The organism is Roseovarius sp. AK1035 (genome assembly GCF_003288315.1).
GTDB lineage: Bacteria > Pseudomonadota > Alphaproteobacteria > Rhodobacterales > Rhodobacteraceae > Roseovarius > Roseovarius mucosus_A.
In genome coordinates this window covers 439238-455422 of the sequence record NZ_CP030099.1, presented here as the reverse complement: position 1 = coordinate 455422, position 16185 = coordinate 439238, and the positions used below count along the sequence as shown (strand labels likewise).

16 protein-coding genes are annotated in these 16185 nt (G+C 61.1%); 14 read left to right on the top strand and 2 right to left on the bottom strand.

The window, feature by feature from the left end; all coding sequences use genetic code 11:
* Window position 1: 1 nt before the first annotated feature.
* The 7 genes from RAK1035_RS02255 to RAK1035_RS02225 all read left to right on the top strand — a co-directional run bounded on the left by RAK1035_RS02255 (window position 2) and on the right by RAK1035_RS02225 (window position 7847).
* Window positions 2-1096 (top strand): ABC transporter ATP-binding protein, encoded by a 1095-nt coding sequence (locus tag RAK1035_RS02255; RefSeq protein ID WP_008279277.1) that lies wholly within the window; start codon window positions 2-4, stop codon window positions 1094-1096.
* Window positions 1096-1968 (top strand): carbohydrate ABC transporter permease, encoded by an 873-nt coding sequence (locus tag RAK1035_RS02250; RefSeq protein WP_008279276.1) that lies wholly within the window; start codon window positions 1096-1098, stop codon window positions 1966-1968. The genes RAK1035_RS02255 and RAK1035_RS02250 overlap by 1 nt, the downstream gene beginning before the upstream one ends.
* Entirely contained in the window at window positions 1968-2810 is an 843-nt protein-coding gene (locus tag RAK1035_RS02245; protein ID WP_008279275.1) for a carbohydrate ABC transporter permease, read from the top strand. Before RAK1035_RS02250 ends, RAK1035_RS02245 begins: the two co-directional genes overlap by 1 nt.
* Window positions 2811-2823: 13 nt before the next feature.
* Complete coding sequence (locus tag RAK1035_RS02240) at window positions 2824-3096, top strand: DUF2160 domain-containing protein (RefSeq protein ID WP_008279274.1); 273 nt, start codon at window positions 2824-2826, stop codon at window positions 3094-3096.
* 43 nt (window positions 3097-3139) lie between these two features.
* Window positions 3140-4858, top strand: coding sequence for an ABC transporter substrate-binding protein (locus tag RAK1035_RS02235; RefSeq protein WP_198133554.1), 1719 nt, complete (start codon window positions 3140-3142; stop codon window positions 4856-4858).
* 134 nt (window positions 4859-4992) lie between these two features.
* The gene (glpK, locus tag RAK1035_RS02230) at window positions 4993-6480 is read left to right on the top strand and encodes a glycerol kinase GlpK (RefSeq protein WP_008279272.1); all 1488 of its coding nucleotides are present in this window, start codon (window positions 4993-4995) and stop codon (window positions 6478-6480) included.
* Between the two features lie 137 nt (window positions 6481-6617).
* Window positions 6618-7847, top strand: a complete 1230-nt coding sequence (locus tag RAK1035_RS02225) for a glycosyltransferase (RefSeq protein ID WP_008279271.1) — start codon at window positions 6618-6620, stop codon at window positions 7845-7847.
* A 74-nt stretch (window positions 7848-7921) separates the two neighbouring features.
* On the opposite strand, the gene RAK1035_RS02220 is transcribed toward RAK1035_RS02225, so the two are convergent.
* Window positions 7922-8968: a DMT family transporter gene (locus RAK1035_RS02220; RefSeq protein WP_008279270.1), complete on the bottom strand. Its 1047-nt coding sequence runs from the start codon at window positions 8966-8968 to the stop codon at window positions 7922-7924.
* Between the two features lie 255 nt (window positions 8969-9223).
* On the opposite strand from RAK1035_RS02220, the gene RAK1035_RS02215 reads away from it, so the two are divergent.
* From RAK1035_RS02215 to modC, 5 genes are all read left to right on the top strand, one after another.
* Complete coding sequence (locus RAK1035_RS02215; protein WP_008279269.1) at window positions 9224-10132, top strand: hypothetical protein; 909 nt, start codon at window positions 9224-9226, stop codon at window positions 10130-10132.
* Entirely contained in the window at window positions 10107-10580 is a 474-nt protein-coding gene (locus RAK1035_RS02210) for a winged helix-turn-helix domain-containing protein (RefSeq protein WP_008279268.1), read from the top strand. The genes RAK1035_RS02215 and RAK1035_RS02210 overlap by 26 nt, the downstream gene beginning before the upstream one ends.
* A 65-nt stretch (window positions 10581-10645) precedes the next feature.
* A complete protein-coding gene (gene modA, locus RAK1035_RS02205) occupies window positions 10646-11422 on the top strand; it encodes a molybdate ABC transporter substrate-binding protein (RefSeq protein WP_008279267.1) in 777 nt (258 codons plus the stop codon).
* Between the two features lie 3 nt (window positions 11423-11425).
* Complete coding sequence (modB, locus tag RAK1035_RS02200) at window positions 11426-12121, top strand: molybdate ABC transporter permease subunit (RefSeq protein WP_008279266.1); 696 nt, start codon at window positions 11426-11428, stop codon at window positions 12119-12121.
* Window positions 12121-13203, top strand: coding sequence for a molybdenum ABC transporter ATP-binding protein (gene modC, locus RAK1035_RS02195; RefSeq protein ID WP_008279265.1), 1083 nt, complete (start codon window positions 12121-12123; stop codon window positions 13201-13203). Before modB ends, modC begins: the two co-directional genes overlap by 1 nt.
* A 12-nt stretch (window positions 13204-13215) precedes the next feature.
* On the opposite strand, the gene RAK1035_RS02190 is transcribed toward modC, so the two are convergent.
* Window positions 13216-13902, bottom strand: coding sequence for a GntR family transcriptional regulator (locus RAK1035_RS02190; RefSeq protein ID WP_008279264.1), 687 nt, complete (start codon window positions 13900-13902; stop codon window positions 13216-13218).
* 126 nt (window positions 13903-14028) lie between these two features.
* On the opposite strand from RAK1035_RS02190, the gene RAK1035_RS02185 reads away from it, so the two are divergent.
* Together RAK1035_RS02185 and RAK1035_RS02180 are read left to right on the top strand one after the other, a co-directional pair.
* On the top strand, window positions 14029-14727 hold the full coding sequence (locus RAK1035_RS02185) for an aspartate/glutamate racemase family protein (RefSeq protein WP_008279263.1): 699 nt from the start codon (window positions 14029-14031) through the stop codon (window positions 14725-14727).
* A gap of 21 nt (window positions 14728-14748) precedes the next feature.
* The gene (locus tag RAK1035_RS02180; RefSeq protein WP_232279147.1) at window positions 14749-16125 is read left to right on the top strand and encodes an NCS1 family transporter; all 1377 of its coding nucleotides are present in this window, start codon (window positions 14749-14751) and stop codon (window positions 16123-16125) included.
* Window positions 16126-16185 lie beyond the last annotated feature (60 nt).

Sequence of the window (16185 nt, the reverse complement as noted above, 5' to 3'; positions counted from 1 at the left end):
CATGGCCAAGATCACGCTTGATAATCTCGCGCATAGCTACCTCGCGCGCCCCGCGTCCGAGGCGGATTTCGCGCTCAAGGAACTCAATCACGTCTGGGGCGATGGCGAGGCTTACGCGCTCTTGGGGGCGTCAGGCTGTGGCAAGTCCACGCTGCTCAACATCATTTCAGGCCTCTTGCGCCCAAGCCAAGGCCGTATCCTCTTCAACGATCAGGACGTCACCGATCAGGCCACCGCCGCGCGCAACATTGCGCAGGTGTTCCAGTTTCCGGTGGTCTATGACACCATGACCGTGCGCGACAATCTGGCCTTTCCGCTGCGCAATCGCGGGGCAGAGGCGTCTTATATCGCCGAGCGGGTTCAAACCATCGCCCGCATGATCGGGATGGAGGCAGAGCTAGGCCGCAAGGCGCGCGGCCTTACAGCAGATGCCAAGCAGAAAATCAGCCTTGGGCGCGGCATGGTGCGCGAAGACGTCAACGCGCTTCTCTTCGATGAACCGCTGACGGTGATCGACCCGCATATGAAATGGGAACTCAGAACGCAGCTCAAGGCGCTGCATCACGAGTTTGGTCATACGATGATCTACGTCACCCACGATCAGACCGAGGCGCTGACCTTTGCCGACAAGGTGGTGGTCATGCATGACGGTCGAGTCGTGCAGATGGGCACCCCACAGGAACTCTTTGAGCGGCCAGAACATACATTCGTGGGCTATTTCATCGGCTCGCCGGGCATGAACCTGCTCGACGCAGAGGTTTCCGGCAACAAGGCCGTGGTGCAGGGCGTCGAAATCCCGCTGGGGGCCGACTATGCCCGCCCCACAGGCCGGGTGCAAATCGGTGTGCGGCCGGAATTCGTGCGTCTGACGGCGGGGGCTGATGGCCTGCCAGTGACCGTGCGGCGGATCGAGGATGTGGGCCGTCACAAGATCGTCCGCTGCGAATTGGCCGGGGTTCAGATCAACGCCATTGCCGCCGAGGGCGCGCTGATTTCGCCCGAAATGACGCGCCTCACCTTTGATCCGGCGGCGATCAACGTCTATGCCGATGACTGGCGCGTCACGCCGAAATCTCAGGCGCAGGAGGCCGCGTGATGGAGAAGACCGTCAATCAAAAGGCATGGTTTCTTGTCCTGCCTGTGCTGATCCTCGTGGCGTTCTCTGCCGTGATCCCGCTGATGACCGTGGTCAACTATTCGGTGCAGGATACCTTTGGAAACAACCAGTTCTTCTGGGCGGGGCTGGAGTGGTTCGAAGAAATGCTCGCCTCAGAGCGGATGTGGGACGCGTTGCAACGGCAGGCGATCTTTTCCGCGATCATCCTCGCCATCGAGGTGCCGCTGGGCATTCTGGTGGCGCTCAATATGCCCAAGCGTGGCATCTGGGTGTCGGTCTGCCTTGTGCTCATGTCCTTGCCGCTCTTGATCCCGTGGAACGTGGTGGGCACCATTTGGCAGATCTTTGGCCGGGTCGATATCGGCCTCTTGGGGCATACGCTGGCGGCGCTGGGTGTGGACTATAATTATACTCAGGATGCGGTGGATGCTTGGGTGACGCTGATCGTGATGGATGTCTGGCACTGGACATCGCTTGTCGCCCTTCTTGCCTATGCCGGGCTGCAATCCATCCCCGACGCCTATTATCAGGCCGCCAAGATTGATCAGGCCAGCCGCTGGGCCGTGTTCCGCTATATTGAATTGCCCAAGATGACGGGGGTGCTGATGATCGCCATCCTCCTGCGCTTCATGGACAGTTTCATGATCTATACCGAGCCTTTCGTGGTCACGGGCGGCGGTCCGGGCAATGCCACGACGTTCCTCTCCATCGACCTCGTGAAAATGGCGCTCGGGCAGTTCGACCTCGGCCCAGCCGCCGCCTTTTCGATCATGTATTTCCTCGTGATCCTGCTGATTTCATGGGTGTTTTACACCGTCATGGTCAATCTCGACAAACGGGAGGGCAAGTGATGGCCGATCTGACCGCGACCCGCAGCACCACACGTGGCCTTGCCCTGCCGCGCGTCAACGTGGTGATGGTGCTTTACCTCGTGTTCCTGCTCTTGCCGATCTATTGGCTCGTGAACATGAGCTTCAAGACCAACGACGAGATCCTTGGCACCTTCTCGCTCTGGCCGCAGAGCCCGACGCTGGCGAATTATGCCACCATCCTCACCGATGCCAGCTGGTATATGGGCTATGTCAATTCGCTGATCTATGTGGTGATGAACACGGTTCTGTCGATTGCCGTGGCCCTGCCTGCCGCCTATGCGTTCTCGCGCTATAGTTTCTTGGGCGACAAACATCTCTTCTTCTGGCTTTTGACCAACCGGATGGCCCCGCCTGCGGTCTTTGCCCTGCCGTTCTTTCAGCTTTATTCAAGCGTGGGGTTGTTTGACACGCATATCGCTGTGGCGCTGGCGCATTGCCTCTTCAACGTGCCGCTGGCGGTGTGGATTCTAGAGGGGTTCATGCGCGGCGTCCCCAAAGAGATTGACGAGACCGCCTATATCGACGGGTATTCCTTTGGGCGGTTCTTCGTGAAAATCTTCATGCCACTGATTGCATCGGGCGTAGGCGTGGCCGCGTTCTTCTGCTTCATGTTCTCATGGGTGGAATTGCTCTTGTCCCGCACGCTCACCAGCGTTGATGCCAAGCCCATCGCCGCCACCATGACCCGCACGGTGTCGGCAAGCGGTCTCGATTGGGGCGTGCTCGCGGCGGCAGGGGTGCTCACCATCGTGCCAGGCGCGCTCGTGATCTATTTCGTGCGGAACTACATCGCCAAGGGCTTCGCCCTAGGCCGCGTCTGAGGGAGGACTAAACATGGACTGGATGGCTTGGACACTCCCCACCGCGATCTTCTTCGGGGTCATCGCGGCGCTGCTCATCACCTTCACGGTGCTGGCGATCAAATTCCCCGAAACCCCGCGTGTTGGCATCCTTCGGATCGAGACGACGCGCGGCGATCGTCTTTTCATCACGCTTCTTGGCTCGGCCTTTCTCAACCTGGCCTGGCTCGGAATTGTCGGCGCGAACCAGCCTTATGCGCTGATCCTCTGCCTGATCTATGCCGCGGCGGTGTTTCGCTGGGTTTAGACCGGGATCAATCACCAACAAAGTTCACCTAGGGAGGGAAACCATGAACTTTCGAATGAAAACAACCACTGCGCTGGTGTCGCTGGGCCTGATGGCCTCGCCCGCCTTCGCCGATATGGAGGCGGCAAAGGCGTTTCTCGATGCGGAAATCGGCGATCTGTCGTCGCTTACCCGCGCCGAGCAAGAGGCGGAAATGCAGTGGTTCATCGACGCAGCTCAGCCCTTTTCCGGCATGGAAATCAAGGTTGTGTCGGAAACCATCGACACGCATAGCTACGAATCCAAGGTGCTGGCCCCGGCCTTTACCGCCATCACCGGCATCAAGGTCACGCATGACCTCATCGGCGAAGGCGATGTGGTCGAAAAACTGCAGACCCAGATGCAGTCGGGCGAGAATATCTATGACGGCTATGTCAACGACAGTGACCTTATCGGCACCCATTGGCGGTATCAGCAGGTGCGCAACCTGACCGACTGGATGGCAGGCGAGGGCGCGGATGTGACCAGCCCGACGCTTGATATCGACGATTTCGTGGGCCTCTCGTTCACCACCGGACCCGATGGCAAGGTCTATCAACTGCCAACCCAGCAATTCGCCAACCTCTACTGGTTCCGCTACGACTGGTTCAACGACGACAAGAACAAGGCCGATTTCAAAGAGAAATACGGCTATGATCTGGGCGTTCCGGTCAACTGGTCGGCCTATGAGGATATCGCCGAATTCTTTACCGGCCGTGACCTCAGCCATTTGGGCGTCGAGGGCGAAGTCTTTGGCAACATGGACTATGGCAAGAAAGACCCCAGCCTTGGCTGGCGCTATACCGACGCGTGGATGTCCATGGCCGGGATGGGCGACAAGGGTGAACCCAACGGCCTGCCGGTCGATGAATGGGGCATCCGTGTGAATGAAAATTCGCAGCCTGTGGGGTCCTGTGTCGCGCGTGGCGGTGCCACCAACAGCCCTGCGGCGGTCTATGCCGTCACCAAGGCGATTGAGTGGCTTCAGAAATACTCGCCCCCCGCCGCCGCTGGCATGACCTTCTCTGAGGCGGGCCCAATCCCCGCGCAGGGCAACGTTGCGCAACAGATGTTCTGGTACACCGCCTTTACCGCAGCCTCGGTGAAACCCGACCTACCGGTGATGAACGAAGACGGCACGCCGAAATGGCGCATGGCCCCCAGCCCACATGGCGTTTATTGGGAAGAGGGCATGAAAGTGGGCTATCAGGATGCCGGTAGCTGGACCCTGATGCAATCCACCCCCGTCGACCGCGCCAAAGCGGCGTGGCTCTATGCGCAGTTCGTGACCTCGAAAACCGTGGATGTGAAAAAGGCCCACACCGGCCTCACCTTCATCCGCGAGTCGACGATCCAGCACGACAGCTTTACCGAGCGCGCCGACAAGCTGGGCGGCCTTGTGGAATTCTACCGCTCGCCCGCGCGCGTTCAGTGGTCGCCCACCGGCACCAACGTGCCCGACTATCCGAAACTGGCCCAGCTTTGGTGGCAGAATATCGGCGATGCCATGTCGGGCGCCAAAACCCCGCAAGAGGCGCTTGATGCGCTCTGCGCGGATCAAGAGCGCGTGCTTGAGCGGCTTGAGCGCGCTGGCATCCAAGGCGACATCGGCCCCAAACTCAACGAGGAAATGGACCCCGAGCATTGGTTGAGCCAGCCCGGTGCCCCCAAGGCCAAACTTGAGAACGAGGACGAAGAGCCGGTCACCATCGCCTATGACGAGTTGATCAAGTCCTGGCAGTAAGTGAAATGCATCGGGGCGCGTGCCGCGCGCCCCGGACCTTTCCGTCATCCTCGGGTCAAGCCTGAGGATGACGGGGTAGGGCGATCCTCGGGTCAAGCCCGAGGATGACCACTCAAACCTACGGACCCACTCCCATGACCCATATCCTCGCTATCGACCAAGGCACCACGTCGAGCCGCGCGATCCTGTTCGATGCGCAGATGCGCATCACGGCCACGGCACAAGAGGAATTCGCCCAGCATTTTCCGCAATCGGGCTGGGTCGAGCATGACGCGAATGATCTGTGGTCGACCACGGCGGGCACCTGCCGCGCGGTGATCGAAAAGGCCGGGCTGACCGGGGCCGACATCGCCGCCATCGGCATCACCAATCAACGCGAGACAACGGTGGTCTGGGATCGCCACACCGGGCAGGCCATTCACCGCGCGATTGTCTGGCAAGACCGGCGCACGGCAGAGTATTGCGCCGAATTGCGCGCCGCAGGCCACGAACCGATGGTGGCCGGGCGCACCGGGCTTTTGCTTGATCCTTATTTTTCCGGAACAAAACTGCGCTGGATTCTCGATCATGTCGAGGGCGCGCGCGCCCGCGCCCAAGCGGGCGATCTGCTTTTTGGCACCGTCGATAGCTATCTTATCTGGAAACTCACGGGCGGGCGCGTGCATGCCACCGACGCCACAAATGCCGCGCGCACCCTGCTTTACGATATCCGCAAAGGGCGCTGGAGCGCCACGATCTGCGATCTCTTGGGCATCCCGATGCAAATGCTGCCTCAGGTGCGCGACAGCGCCGATGACTATGGCCACACCCGCGCCGATCTCTTTGGCCGCGAAATCCCCATTCGCGGTGTGGCGGGCGATCAGCAGGCGGCCACAGTGGGGCAGGCGTGCTTCAAGCCGGGGATGCTCAAATCCACCTATGGCACCGGCTGTTTTGCGCTGCTCAATACGGGCGATACGCCGGTTGTCTCGCAAAACCGGCTGCTCACCACCATTGCCTATCAATTGGATGGCAAGCCGACCTATGCGCTCGAAGGCTCGATCTTTGTCGCGGGGGCCGTGGTGCAATGGCTGCGCGACGGGCTCAAGATGATCCGCCACGCCAGTGAAACGCAGCCCCTCGCCGAACAGGCCGACCCCAATCAAACAGTCGTTCTGGTGCCTGCCTTTACCGGGCTTGGCGCGCCCTATTGGCGGCCTGACTGTCGGGGGGCGATCTTTGGGCTTACCCGCAGCACCGGGCCTGCGGAACTGGCCCGTGCGGCGCTGGAAAGCGTGGGGTTCCAGACCCGCGATCTCTTGCGGGCGATGCGCGATGATTGGGCCGGGCACGGGGCCGATGCGGTATTGCGGGTGGATGGCGGAATGAGCGCCTCTGACTGGGCCATGCAGTTCCTGTCAGACATTATCGACGCGCCTGTGGATCGTCCGCAAGTGCTGGAAACCACCGCGCTTGGGGCGGCTTGGCTGGCGGGGATGCAGATCGGTCTATACCCCGATCAGGCCGGATTTGCCGATACTTGGGCATTGGAACAGCAGTTTCTGCCAAAGATGTCGACCGAGCTGCGCACCGCCAAGGTTGAGGGTTGGATACGCGCGGTTTCGGCCACACTCGCCTTTTAGTTGTTCTAACCTTCTGCTCAGGTTACAGTCTTTCACGAGAGATTTTACTCTCGTGACACGTCTCATATTGTGATCAAGGCCGCCAAAGACTAGGTTCTCGACAAAGGAATGTATTTCCTGTTTCCCAAGGAGTTGCCATGACCGCCCCGGTCAGCGTCATTGTCCCGGCCAGAAACGAGGCGCAAACCATTGCCCGCGTCGTGTCGGTGCTTGCGGATATGCCGGATGTGGGCGAGGTCGTGGTGGTTGACAACGGCTCGACCGACGCGACGGCAGAATTGGCGCGCGGGGCGGGTGCGACAGTCATCTCAGAGACACAAACCGGCATGGGCCACGCGGTGCGCGCAGGTGTCTCCGCCGCCCGCCATGACTGGGTGATGAAGGTCGATGCCGATCTCGACAGGTTCGACACTGATCTGTTTGCTCAGATGCCCGCTGCCCGCGGCCCCGGTGTGGGCTTGATCAAGGGGGCGTGGCACGACCCCGCCGATAACATGCCGATGACCCGCCTTTTGGTGCGGCCGGCCCTGCATCAGATGTTTCCGGGCTTGTCGCATCTGCGCGCACCCAATTCCGGGCTCTATGTCTTTGATCGGTCTCTGATCGCCTACAACGGTCTCGCGACTGATTACGCGGTCGATCTTGATATCATGCTGCGGGTGCATGCGGCGGGGTATGACGTGGCCGAGGTGGATATTGGCCGCATCGTCCACGACACCCGTGATGTCACGCATTACAATGGCATGGCTGAGCAGATCTTTGCCTTTTTCCTCAGCCGTCAGCCCCGGATGCTGACCCGCGAGATGGTTGTTCTGGCGCAGGACGGCGCGCAGGTGATCCATCACGCGCTGGGGACCATTGGCCACCGGCTTGCAGCAGGGGTGCGCGTCACGGTCTATCTTGAGGATATGAACGCTCTTGGGTCGCGCGTGCTGCACGAACTGCTTGGGGCCTATCCCACCGTCCGGGTGCTGCCGCTTGACGACAGGTCTGCATTCTCTGCCCATGCCAATGCCACCGGGCTGTGTGTGCTGGCCCCCTATCCGCGCGCAGGCGGGGGATCGGCCCTGTCTGAGGCGGTTGCTCTGTTTGAGGCGAACCATGATCACCTGCCCGGCGCTGTCTGGTTGATGCCGGTCCATGACGCCGGACGCGAGATCACTGGCTTTGCACCCGATATGCTGCCAGAGGTGGCGGATGGGCTGGCGCTCAAGCAAGCCGCGCTTGGTGCGTTGGGTGTCTCTATTCCGCCGCTTGCCGGTCTCGCCCGCGAACTTTTTCAGAGCTATGCCTCCCTGCCTGATGCCCTGCGTCCCGCCTATGGGTCGCTTGCCGGGCACCGTCAGCCTTCGGTCGGGAATTTCTGACAGCCAATCTTGCTTGCCGAAAGAATGCAAAAAACGCCCCGTGACAATCGGGGCGTTTGCCTTTGAGCCCGTCCTCAGACCCCTTTGAAGTTTACCGCGCCCTCATGTTCCAGCGCGCGCTCCTGCGCCTGTTTGCGCATCGTGTCATCCTCGCGACGGCGGCGGCGCAGGCGGCCATACTGGCCGATGCCCACCGCCAAAAGGATGATTGCGCCGCCGGGGATCAGCCCCGGTCCGGGGTCTTCGCCCAGCATCACCATCGCGATCAGAATTGCCGCCAGCGGCGAAAATGACGTGGCCAACGACACATCACCCGAGCGCGCATATTTAAGCCCGAACGCCCAGGCGAATTGCCCGCCCATGATCACGACCACCGCATAGATCCAAACCCATTGCCAGACCACCGGATCAAACACATCCTGAAAATGGTTCGGACCAAACAGGTATAGGGCCACAAAGAAATAGACCGTCGTGCCCACCGCCGTGCGGTAGATCGCGAAAATCCCCATAGGAATGTCGCGCAGACCTGTGCGGGCAATCAAAGTCGAGGCAATATAGGACAGCGTCGCCAAAAGCGCGCCAATCTCGCCCTTGCCAAGGTTGAGCGATGCGCCCTCACTGTTCATCAGGATCATCACCGCCGCCCCGCAAAGCGCCACTAGACCGGCAACAAAGGCCCAAGGCTCGAACTCCTCGCGCAAGACCAGCCAGGCCGCCAGCAAAAAAAGTGGCGGTTCGATCCGGCCCATCAACACAACATTCGTGACCGTGGTATGCTCCAGCGCGTAAAAGAACAGCCCCGGTGTCAAAGCGGAAGAAAAGAACGCCGAAAGCGTCAGGATCGCCCAGTTTTTCCGTGTCAGCGCGCGCAGGTTCTCAAAAGTCCAGTCGCGCCAGAACATGAAAATCATCGGCACCATCGACATAAGCGAGCCGACAAACAGCAGGTTGCAATAGGTGATGACATTGCGCCCCATCACGAGGTTCTGTGATCCGATATCGGCCAACAGCGAGACGAGGGAATTTGACGAAGCATAGATCAACACCGCGACCCAAGCGAGCGTGGCACCCATCATGACCTTGGAGGCATCGGGAACAATCTGTGTGCTGGCGTTAGTCATGGCGCGCTCCTGAACCGTAATACCGAAACCTGACTTTACCTTGCGCCCTAACCGTGATTGGTGCAATCCACGCCCGCGCACAGATGGTCACGTTCCTCTGATGGCCGCGAAATATTGTTTCAACGACGGCGCGCGGGTCACGCTTGCGTGGGAAACAGTGAAAATTCTCGTGATTTCTGTTGTAAATCACGGCGCGGGAGGCAAGTTTGCGCACCATCGGGCCATGTGCCCCCCTGATCCCCAAGGGACATTTCCATGACCGCCCCCTCTGATACGCCTACCTCCGGCTTTGTCACCATCTTTGACGACACCTATGATCAACCCGATTGTCGGGCCTATTTCCGCATGATGGACCGGCTGGGCTATCGCAACCAACATCATGCGGTCGCGGGGTTTCGGGCCGGACTGGCGGAAATGATGCGCCTGCGTGGTCTTGAGCAGGCAAGGATCGTTGATTTCGCCAGCAGCTATGGCATCGTTTCCGCACTCATGGCGCATGAGCTGAGCCTCGAACAGGTGTTTGCCCGCTACCGTCAGCCGGTGTTCGACAGCGCGTCTTCCGCAGAGGTGATTGATTTGGATCGCGGCTGGCTGTCGGGGCTGCGCCGCCCCGCGCCCGCATTGCATGTCACCGGCATTGACGTGATGCCCAACGCGGTTGCCTATGGGCGCGCGGTTGGCCTCTTTCAATCCGGCTTTGTCGAGGATCTGGAACGTGCAGAACCATCCGAGGGGCTTGGCCGGGAACTGGCGCGCTGTGACATGATCGTCGAATGCGGTTCTGTTGCCCAGCTTATGCCCCGCGCGCTCGACCGGATGCTGGCGGCTTGCGGCCCGGTCAAGCCTTGGGTCATGACGTCGCCCATCCGGGGCAACGAGCGGCCCGAGGCAACAGAGGTGCTGCGCGCCCACGGTCTTGTGGTTGAACGCCTGCCGATCCCGCCCTTTATCCACCGCCGATTTGAAAGCCCCGAGGAACAGGCCCGTGCAATCGCCAATGCGCAGGCCGCAGGGCATGACACCGAAGGCGTGGAAACCACCGGTCACTTCCACGCGCAGATCCTTCTGGCGCGTCCCGAGGCAGAATGCACCGACCCCGCCGACTGGTCGATGCCCCTTGGCGTGCCGCCTATGGCGGATGGCGCGGCCGCCGCCGATCTTTGAGGTGCAGGCCTCTATCGACGGGGTTGAGGGTTTTCGATATGTCTTGCGCGACCTAACGAAAATTTGGCATACCCGCATCATGACACAGCCAGAGCCACCCAGCCTTCGGATTCGTATCGTCTTTGGTGACGAGGCAATGCTGGGCCCCGGCAAGGCCGATCTGTTGGAGCGCATCCGCGATACAGGCTCCATCGCCGCCGCCGGGCGCAGCATGTCCATGAGCTATAAACGCGCTTGGATGTTGGTGGAGTCCATGAATGCAGCCTTTCGCGAACCGCTTGTAGACTCGAGCCGAGGGGGCGCCAAGGGCGGCGGTGCCCATCTGACCGACACAGGCATAGAAGTGTTGGCCCAGTATCGCAAACTTGAGGATATCATGGCCGAGGCAGGGGCCGCACGGATTGCCGCGATCCAATCCTTGCTTAGGGATATTCCCGGTGGAAAATAACGCTTGCCTCTGATCCCCCGCCTTGCGATATGTTTTTGGAACCATATCAGCGCAGGGAAACAGGGATGATCCGGCCAAAACCTCCAATCACGTTAGCCGCCTGCCTGCTTGCCCTTGCGCCCATCCTCGCAACCACCGCCCGCGCCGACACCGTCACTGTATTTGCCGCCGCCAGCCTGACCACTGCATTGGCCGAGATTGAGGCAGGGTTCGAGGCGGCCAGCGGCCATGACCTTGTGACAGCGCTCGCGGGCTCCTCATCCCTCGCCCGTCAGATCCAGCAGGGCGCGCCTGCGGATATTTTCATCTCCGCCAGTGCCGACTGGATGGACCAGATCGAAGCGGACGGGCTGATCGAGCCGGGCGCGCGCTTTGACCTCTTGGGCAACCGCCTTGTGCTGGTGTCCCATGGGGATGCCGCACCGCGCAACATCGGCCCAGACCTTGATCTGGCCGCCCTCTTGGGCGAGGGGCGGCTGGCCATGGCGCTGGTCGATTCCGTGCCTGCGGGCATCTATGGCAAAGCCGCGCTGCAAAACTTGGGCCTCTGGCAGAGCATCGCACCGCAGGTGGCCCAAGCCGACAATGTGCGCGCCGCCCTTGCCTTTGTCGCCACCGGCGAGGCCCCCTATGGCATCGTCTACGCAACAGACGCCACCGCCGAGGAGCGTGTCACCATCGTCGGCACCTTCCCCGAGGACAGCCACCCCCCTATCGTCTATCCGGTCGCCGATCTTGCCAACCGCGACACGCCCGCTGAAAACGCCTTTCTCGCCTATCTGCGCAGCCCCGAGGCGCGCGCCGTCTTTGAGCGGCAGGGGTTTACCGTCCTTGCGCGCTGACCCATGACAGACTGGCTTGGCCCCGAAGAATGGAAGGCGGTGTCCCTGTCCCTTCGCGTGTCCTTCTGGGCCACTCTGGCCAGCCTGCCTTTGGGAATTCTCACGGCCTATGCGCTGGCGCGCTGGTCCTTTCCGGGCAAGCAGATCGTCAACGGGCTGGTGCATCTGCCGCTGATCCTGCCGCCGGTTGTCACGGGCTACCTGCTCCTGCTGGTGCTGGGCACGCGCGGGCCGGTGGGCTCTTTGCTGGCGGATTGGGGCCTTGTCTTTGCCTTTCGCTGGACAGGGGCGGCGGTGGCGGCAGCGATCATGGCATTCCCCCTGATGGTGCGGGCGATCCGTCTCTCGATCGAGGCGGTGGATCCCAAACTGGAAGAGGCCAGCGCCACGCTGGGGGCTGCACCCCTATGGGTCTTTTTTACCGTAACCCTGCCCATGGCCCTTCCGGGCATCGTTGCGGGTACGATTTTGGCCTTTGCCAAGGCGATGGGTGAATTTGGGGCCACGATCACCTTTGTTTCGAATATTCCGGGGGAAACACGCACCATCCCCTCGGCGATCTACGCCTTTCTTCAGGTGCCGGGCGGTGAAGGGTCGGCCATGAAACTGGTCATCGTTTCGGTGGTGGTGGCCATGGGCGCGCTCTTGCTCTCCGAGGGGATCGGGCGTCGTGTCGCGGCACGGGTCGGGGGGCGCTGATGCTGGATGTTGCGCTGCGCCATAGCCTTGGGGCCTTCACGTTGGATGCACAGTTTCGGGCACCACCGGGTGTCACCGTGCTTTTTGGCCGCTCCGGCTCTGGCAAGACCACCATCGTCAACGCTGTGGCGGGGCTGCTCATGCCCGATCACGGCCGGATCGTATCTGGCGACCGGGTGCTGCTCGATACGGCCGCCGGGGTCCGCCTGAAACCGCACCGCCGCCGTTTGGGCTATATCTTTCAGGAAGGGCGGCTGTTCCCTCATCTCACCGTGCGCCAGAACCTCGGCTATGGCGCATGGTTCGCCCCCAAGGGGGCCGCGCGCGCCGATCTGGCGCAGGTCGTCGATCTTTTGGGCCTTGGCGCGCTGCTGGATCGGCGGCCCGGTGCCCTTTCAGGTGGAGAGAAGCAGCGCGTTGCCATTGGCCGCGCGCTTTTGTCCGCGCCGCAGCTCATCCTTGCCGATGAGCCGTTGGCCGCCCTTGATGAGGCCCGCAAAGCCGAGATCCTGCCCTATTTCGAGCGTTTGCGCGACGCGGCAGGCGTGCCCATCCTCTATGTCAGCCATTCCGCCTCTGAGGTGGCGCGTCTGGCAACAACCGTTGTTGCGCTTGAGGCCGGGCGTGTGATTGCACAGGGCCCCGCCGCCGAAGTGCTGAGCAATCCCGCCGTGTTGCCCACCGGTGCCCGCGATGCCGGAGCCGTGCTCAGCGCGCGGGTCATCGCCCATCACGACGACGGGCTGTCCGAGCTTTCGGCGGGGGGTATCCCCCTTTTTCTACCGCGCGTCGCAGCCAACCCCGGTGCCAGCCTGCGCATCCGCATCGCCGCCCATGACGTGATCCTGTCGCATACCCGGCCCGAGGGGCTTTCGGCGCTGAATATCCTGCCCGGCCTCATCCACGAAATCCGCCCCGGTTGTGGGCCCGGTGCCATCGTGGCGATTGATACCGCCGCTGGCCGGATTCTATCGCGCGTCACGCGCCGTTCGGCAACGGCAATGGGTCTTGCAGTGGGCCAAGACGTGCATGCCGTGGTCAAGGCCGTTGCGGTCGCCGCAACAGACATTGGCGCAGGCTAAAAAGCCCACATTCTACTCGGTCGCGCGATCCGGGGGAAAGATCATCGACAGCGGCCCGACACGCGGGGCCTCGTCGCCAAATGCGATTTCCCCTTCGATATGGCGCAGGTGATGATCCACCATGTCCTGCGCGCGCGCCTCATCCCGGTCTATGATGCTCTGGACAATGCGCGTATGCTCGTCATCCGAACAAAGGCTCGCGGTTTTGGAGCCATACAGCCCGATGATCAGCGAGGTGCGCATGGTCAGTTCCGCAAGGTAATGCTCCAAGACCGAATTGCGCCCGATGCGCGCCAACAGCATGTGAAACGCCCGTGAGGCGCGAATCGCCTTGGGACGGTCATTGTGCTGCCTAATCTCATCCTCGGTCGCCAAATGCGCGCGCAGTCGCTCGATATCCGCCTCGTCAGCACGGCGGACGACATTGCGGATGATCGTGGCCTCAATGGCGCGCCGGGCCTGAAATACGTCCCGCGCCTCGTCCTCAGAGGGGGTAGAGACAAACGCCCCCCGGTTGGGGATCAGGTCAACCACCTGATAGGCCGCAAGCGTCGCAAGCGCGCGGCGTACATGCGCGCGATTACAGGAAAAAAGGTCGCTCAGCGCCTGTTCGCCCAGCTTGGTCCCAGCCCGAAGCCGCTGGTCCGAGATGGCATCCAGCACATGCTCAACCAGCACGTTTTCCGGCGTTTCGGACATTCTGAGGCTCCCGGCTGCGTTTCTCGGAAAATGGCATTTTTGAGGATCAGAATCGACTATAAAAATTGTCTGTTTAAATTGTTAACAATTTATGTTACTAAAGTGTGGACTCAAGTGGAGGAGCCCATGAAAATTTTTGTCATCAACCCCAACTCGACCACGAGCATGACCGACAAGATCGCGGCCTCCGCGCGGGCGGTCACGGCACCGGGCGTTGTGATCGAGGCGCGCTCGGGCATAGGTGCCCCCGCCAGCATCGAGGGCCATTATGACGAGGCGATGGCAGTGCCGCGCCTGCTCGATCAGGTCCGCGAGGCCGAGGCGCAAAAGGCCGATGCAATCGTGGTTGCCTGTTTCGACGACCCCGGCATCGGCGCGTGCCGCGAGATTGCCACCGGCCCGGTGATCGGCATCTGTGAGGCGGCGGTCAAGGCGGCCAGCATGGTGGCCACCTCCTTCAGCGTGGTCACGACCCTCCCGCGCTCGGTCCCTATTATCGAGGAAATGGTACGCCGCTACGGGCTTGATCACCAATGCCGCCGCGTGCGCTCGGCGGCGATCCCGGTGCTGGCGCTGGAAGAACCCGGATCAAACGCTCGCCTTCTGGTGCGCGCCGAAATCCTCAGGGCGATCGAGGAGGATCGTTGCGAGGCCGTGGTTCTGGGCTGTGCCGGCATGGCGGATCTTGCCGCATGGCTGACTGAAGAAACCGGAATTCCCGTGATCGACGGTGTGACCGTCGCCACGAAATTTGCCGAAGCCTTGGTTGGGGCCGGCATCAAGACCAGCAAGATCGGCGCCTACGCGCCACCAAACCCGAAATAATGCATCTCAGGGAGGAGAGTCATGACAATTTCAGATACAAACGGGGGTGTTTTGCCGCATGACGGGCAAATGCCCGAGGTGATCGAACACAAGGGTCTGGGCGAGGAATCGCTGGCCCCCCAGAAAACGCGGATCATGGACCCGTGGTCCTATCTTTTTGCCTGGCTCGGTGGCTGTGTGTCGATTGGCACCTTTACCATCGGTTCGGGCCTCGTGGGCACGCTCAATCTGCTACAGGTGTTTTTGGCCATCGCCATCGGCTGCACCGTCATCGGCCTGGCTCTGATGATCAACGGGGCGGCGGGGCACAAATACGGCATCCCGATGATGGTGCAATTGCGCTCGGCCTTCGGCTTTTCCGGCGCGCGCATCCCGGCGCTGGTGCGCTCTGTCCCCGCCCTCGTCTGGTTCGGCTTTCAAAGCTGGATCGGTGCGGGCGCGCTCAATCTGGTAAGCGAGACGCTCTTTGGCTACTCCAACATCGTCGTCTTTTTCATAGGCTTTCAGGCGCTGCAAATCATGCTGTCGGTTCTGGGCTTTCACGGCATCAAATGGCTTGAGAATATCGGCTCAGTCTTCATCATCGGCGCGCTGATTTACATGTTCACCTCTGTCATCGGCAAATATGGCGAAGAAATCAGCACCAACCTCATCAATGTCGAGGGCACATGGGGTGCGCCATTCTGGGGGGCGACCATGCTCTTTCTGGGCATCTATGCCACGATGATGCTCAATGTCTCGGACTATAGCCGCGAATTGCGGCAGGATGTCGGGCGCGTGCGCCAAGTGGTGATCTATGCCAATTCCATTCTGCCCGCGACGCTCTTCATGGGCCTTATCGGTCTCATGGTCTCCAGCGCGACAGGCGAGGTTGATCCCATCCGCGTCTTCTCGAACGCGGTCGACAACAAGCTCTTGCTCGTCGTTACCCTGCTTTTCATCGCCTTTGCACAGGTCACGACCAATATTCTCAACAATGTCGTGCCGCCCGCCTATGCGCTGATGGATGTGTTCAAACTCAACTACAAGACCGCTGCCGTGGTCGTCGGTCTCTTGGCCTTCGCCACCTTCCCGTGGGAATTGGTCAAGAACGAATCCGCCGCGGGTCTCAATCTCTTTATCCAGACCTACAGCGCGTTCTTGGGGCCAATCTTTGCGATTTTGGTGGTGGATTACTACGTGCTGCGGCGTCAGACGCTCGATCTCGAGAAACTCTATGACGAGAGCGGCGATTATGCGGGCTATAACCCGGCAGCCCTGATCGCCATGGCGGTAGGCGTGATCGCGGCGCTGACCTTTTCGGCGGTGTCATGGTATGCCAGCTTGATCCCGGCGGGTGTCACCTATTACCTGCTGATGCGGCACCTGCCCGCCGCACAGCGGTTCCTCGACCGCTGAGGCGCAGTCTGACAAAAGGCAGGGGGCCAATCGCCCCCTGTCCTTTCGTTTCCCCCAAGA

What these genes read in the sequence shown, in the direction of transcription:
- modB (WP_008279266.1), top strand. Translation starts at nt 11,426, where the DNA reads ATGACAGACTGGCTTGGCCCCGAAGAATGGAAGGCGGTGTCCCTGTCC.
- RAK1035_RS02220 (WP_008279270.1), bottom strand. Translation starts at nt 8,968, where the DNA reads ATGACTAACGCCAGCACACAGATTGTTCCCGATGCCTCCAAGGTCATG.
- RAK1035_RS02190 (WP_008279264.1), bottom strand. Translation starts at nt 13,902, where the DNA reads ATGTCCGAAACGCCGGAAAACGTGCTGGTTGAGCATGTGCTGGATGCC.
- modA (WP_008279267.1), top strand. Translation starts at nt 10,646, where the DNA reads ATGATCCGGCCAAAACCTCCAATCACGTTAGCCGCCTGCCTGCTTGCC.
- RAK1035_RS02245 (WP_008279275.1), top strand. Translation starts at nt 1,968, where the DNA reads ATGGCCGATCTGACCGCGACCCGCAGCACCACACGTGGCCTTGCCCTG.
- RAK1035_RS02210 (WP_008279268.1), top strand. Translation starts at nt 10,107, where the DNA reads ATGGCGCGGCCGCCGCCGATCTTTGAGGTGCAGGCCTCTATCGACGGG.
- RAK1035_RS02235 (WP_198133554.1), top strand. Translation starts at nt 3,140, where the DNA reads ATGAACTTTCGAATGAAAACAACCACTGCGCTGGTGTCGCTGGGCCTG.
- RAK1035_RS02250 (WP_008279276.1), top strand. Translation starts at nt 1,096, where the DNA reads ATGGAGAAGACCGTCAATCAAAAGGCATGGTTTCTTGTCCTGCCTGTG.
- RAK1035_RS02255 (WP_008279277.1), top strand. Translation starts at nt 2, where the DNA reads ATGGCCAAGATCACGCTTGATAATCTCGCGCATAGCTACCTCGCGCGC.
- modC (WP_008279265.1), top strand. Translation starts at nt 12,121, where the DNA reads ATGCTGGATGTTGCGCTGCGCCATAGCCTTGGGGCCTTCACGTTGGAT.
- glpK (WP_008279272.1), top strand. Translation starts at nt 4,993, where the DNA reads ATGACCCATATCCTCGCTATCGACCAAGGCACCACGTCGAGCCGCGCG.
- RAK1035_RS02180 (WP_232279147.1), top strand. Translation starts at nt 14,749, where the DNA reads ATGACAATTTCAGATACAAACGGGGGTGTTTTGCCGCATGACGGGCAA.
- RAK1035_RS02215 (WP_008279269.1), top strand. Translation starts at nt 9,224, where the DNA reads ATGACCGCCCCCTCTGATACGCCTACCTCCGGCTTTGTCACCATCTTT.
- RAK1035_RS02225 (WP_008279271.1), top strand. Translation starts at nt 6,618, where the DNA reads ATGACCGCCCCGGTCAGCGTCATTGTCCCGGCCAGAAACGAGGCGCAA.
- RAK1035_RS02185 (WP_008279263.1), top strand. Translation starts at nt 14,029, where the DNA reads ATGAAAATTTTTGTCATCAACCCCAACTCGACCACGAGCATGACCGAC.
- RAK1035_RS02240 (WP_008279274.1), top strand. Translation starts at nt 2,824, where the DNA reads ATGGACTGGATGGCTTGGACACTCCCCACCGCGATCTTCTTCGGGGTC.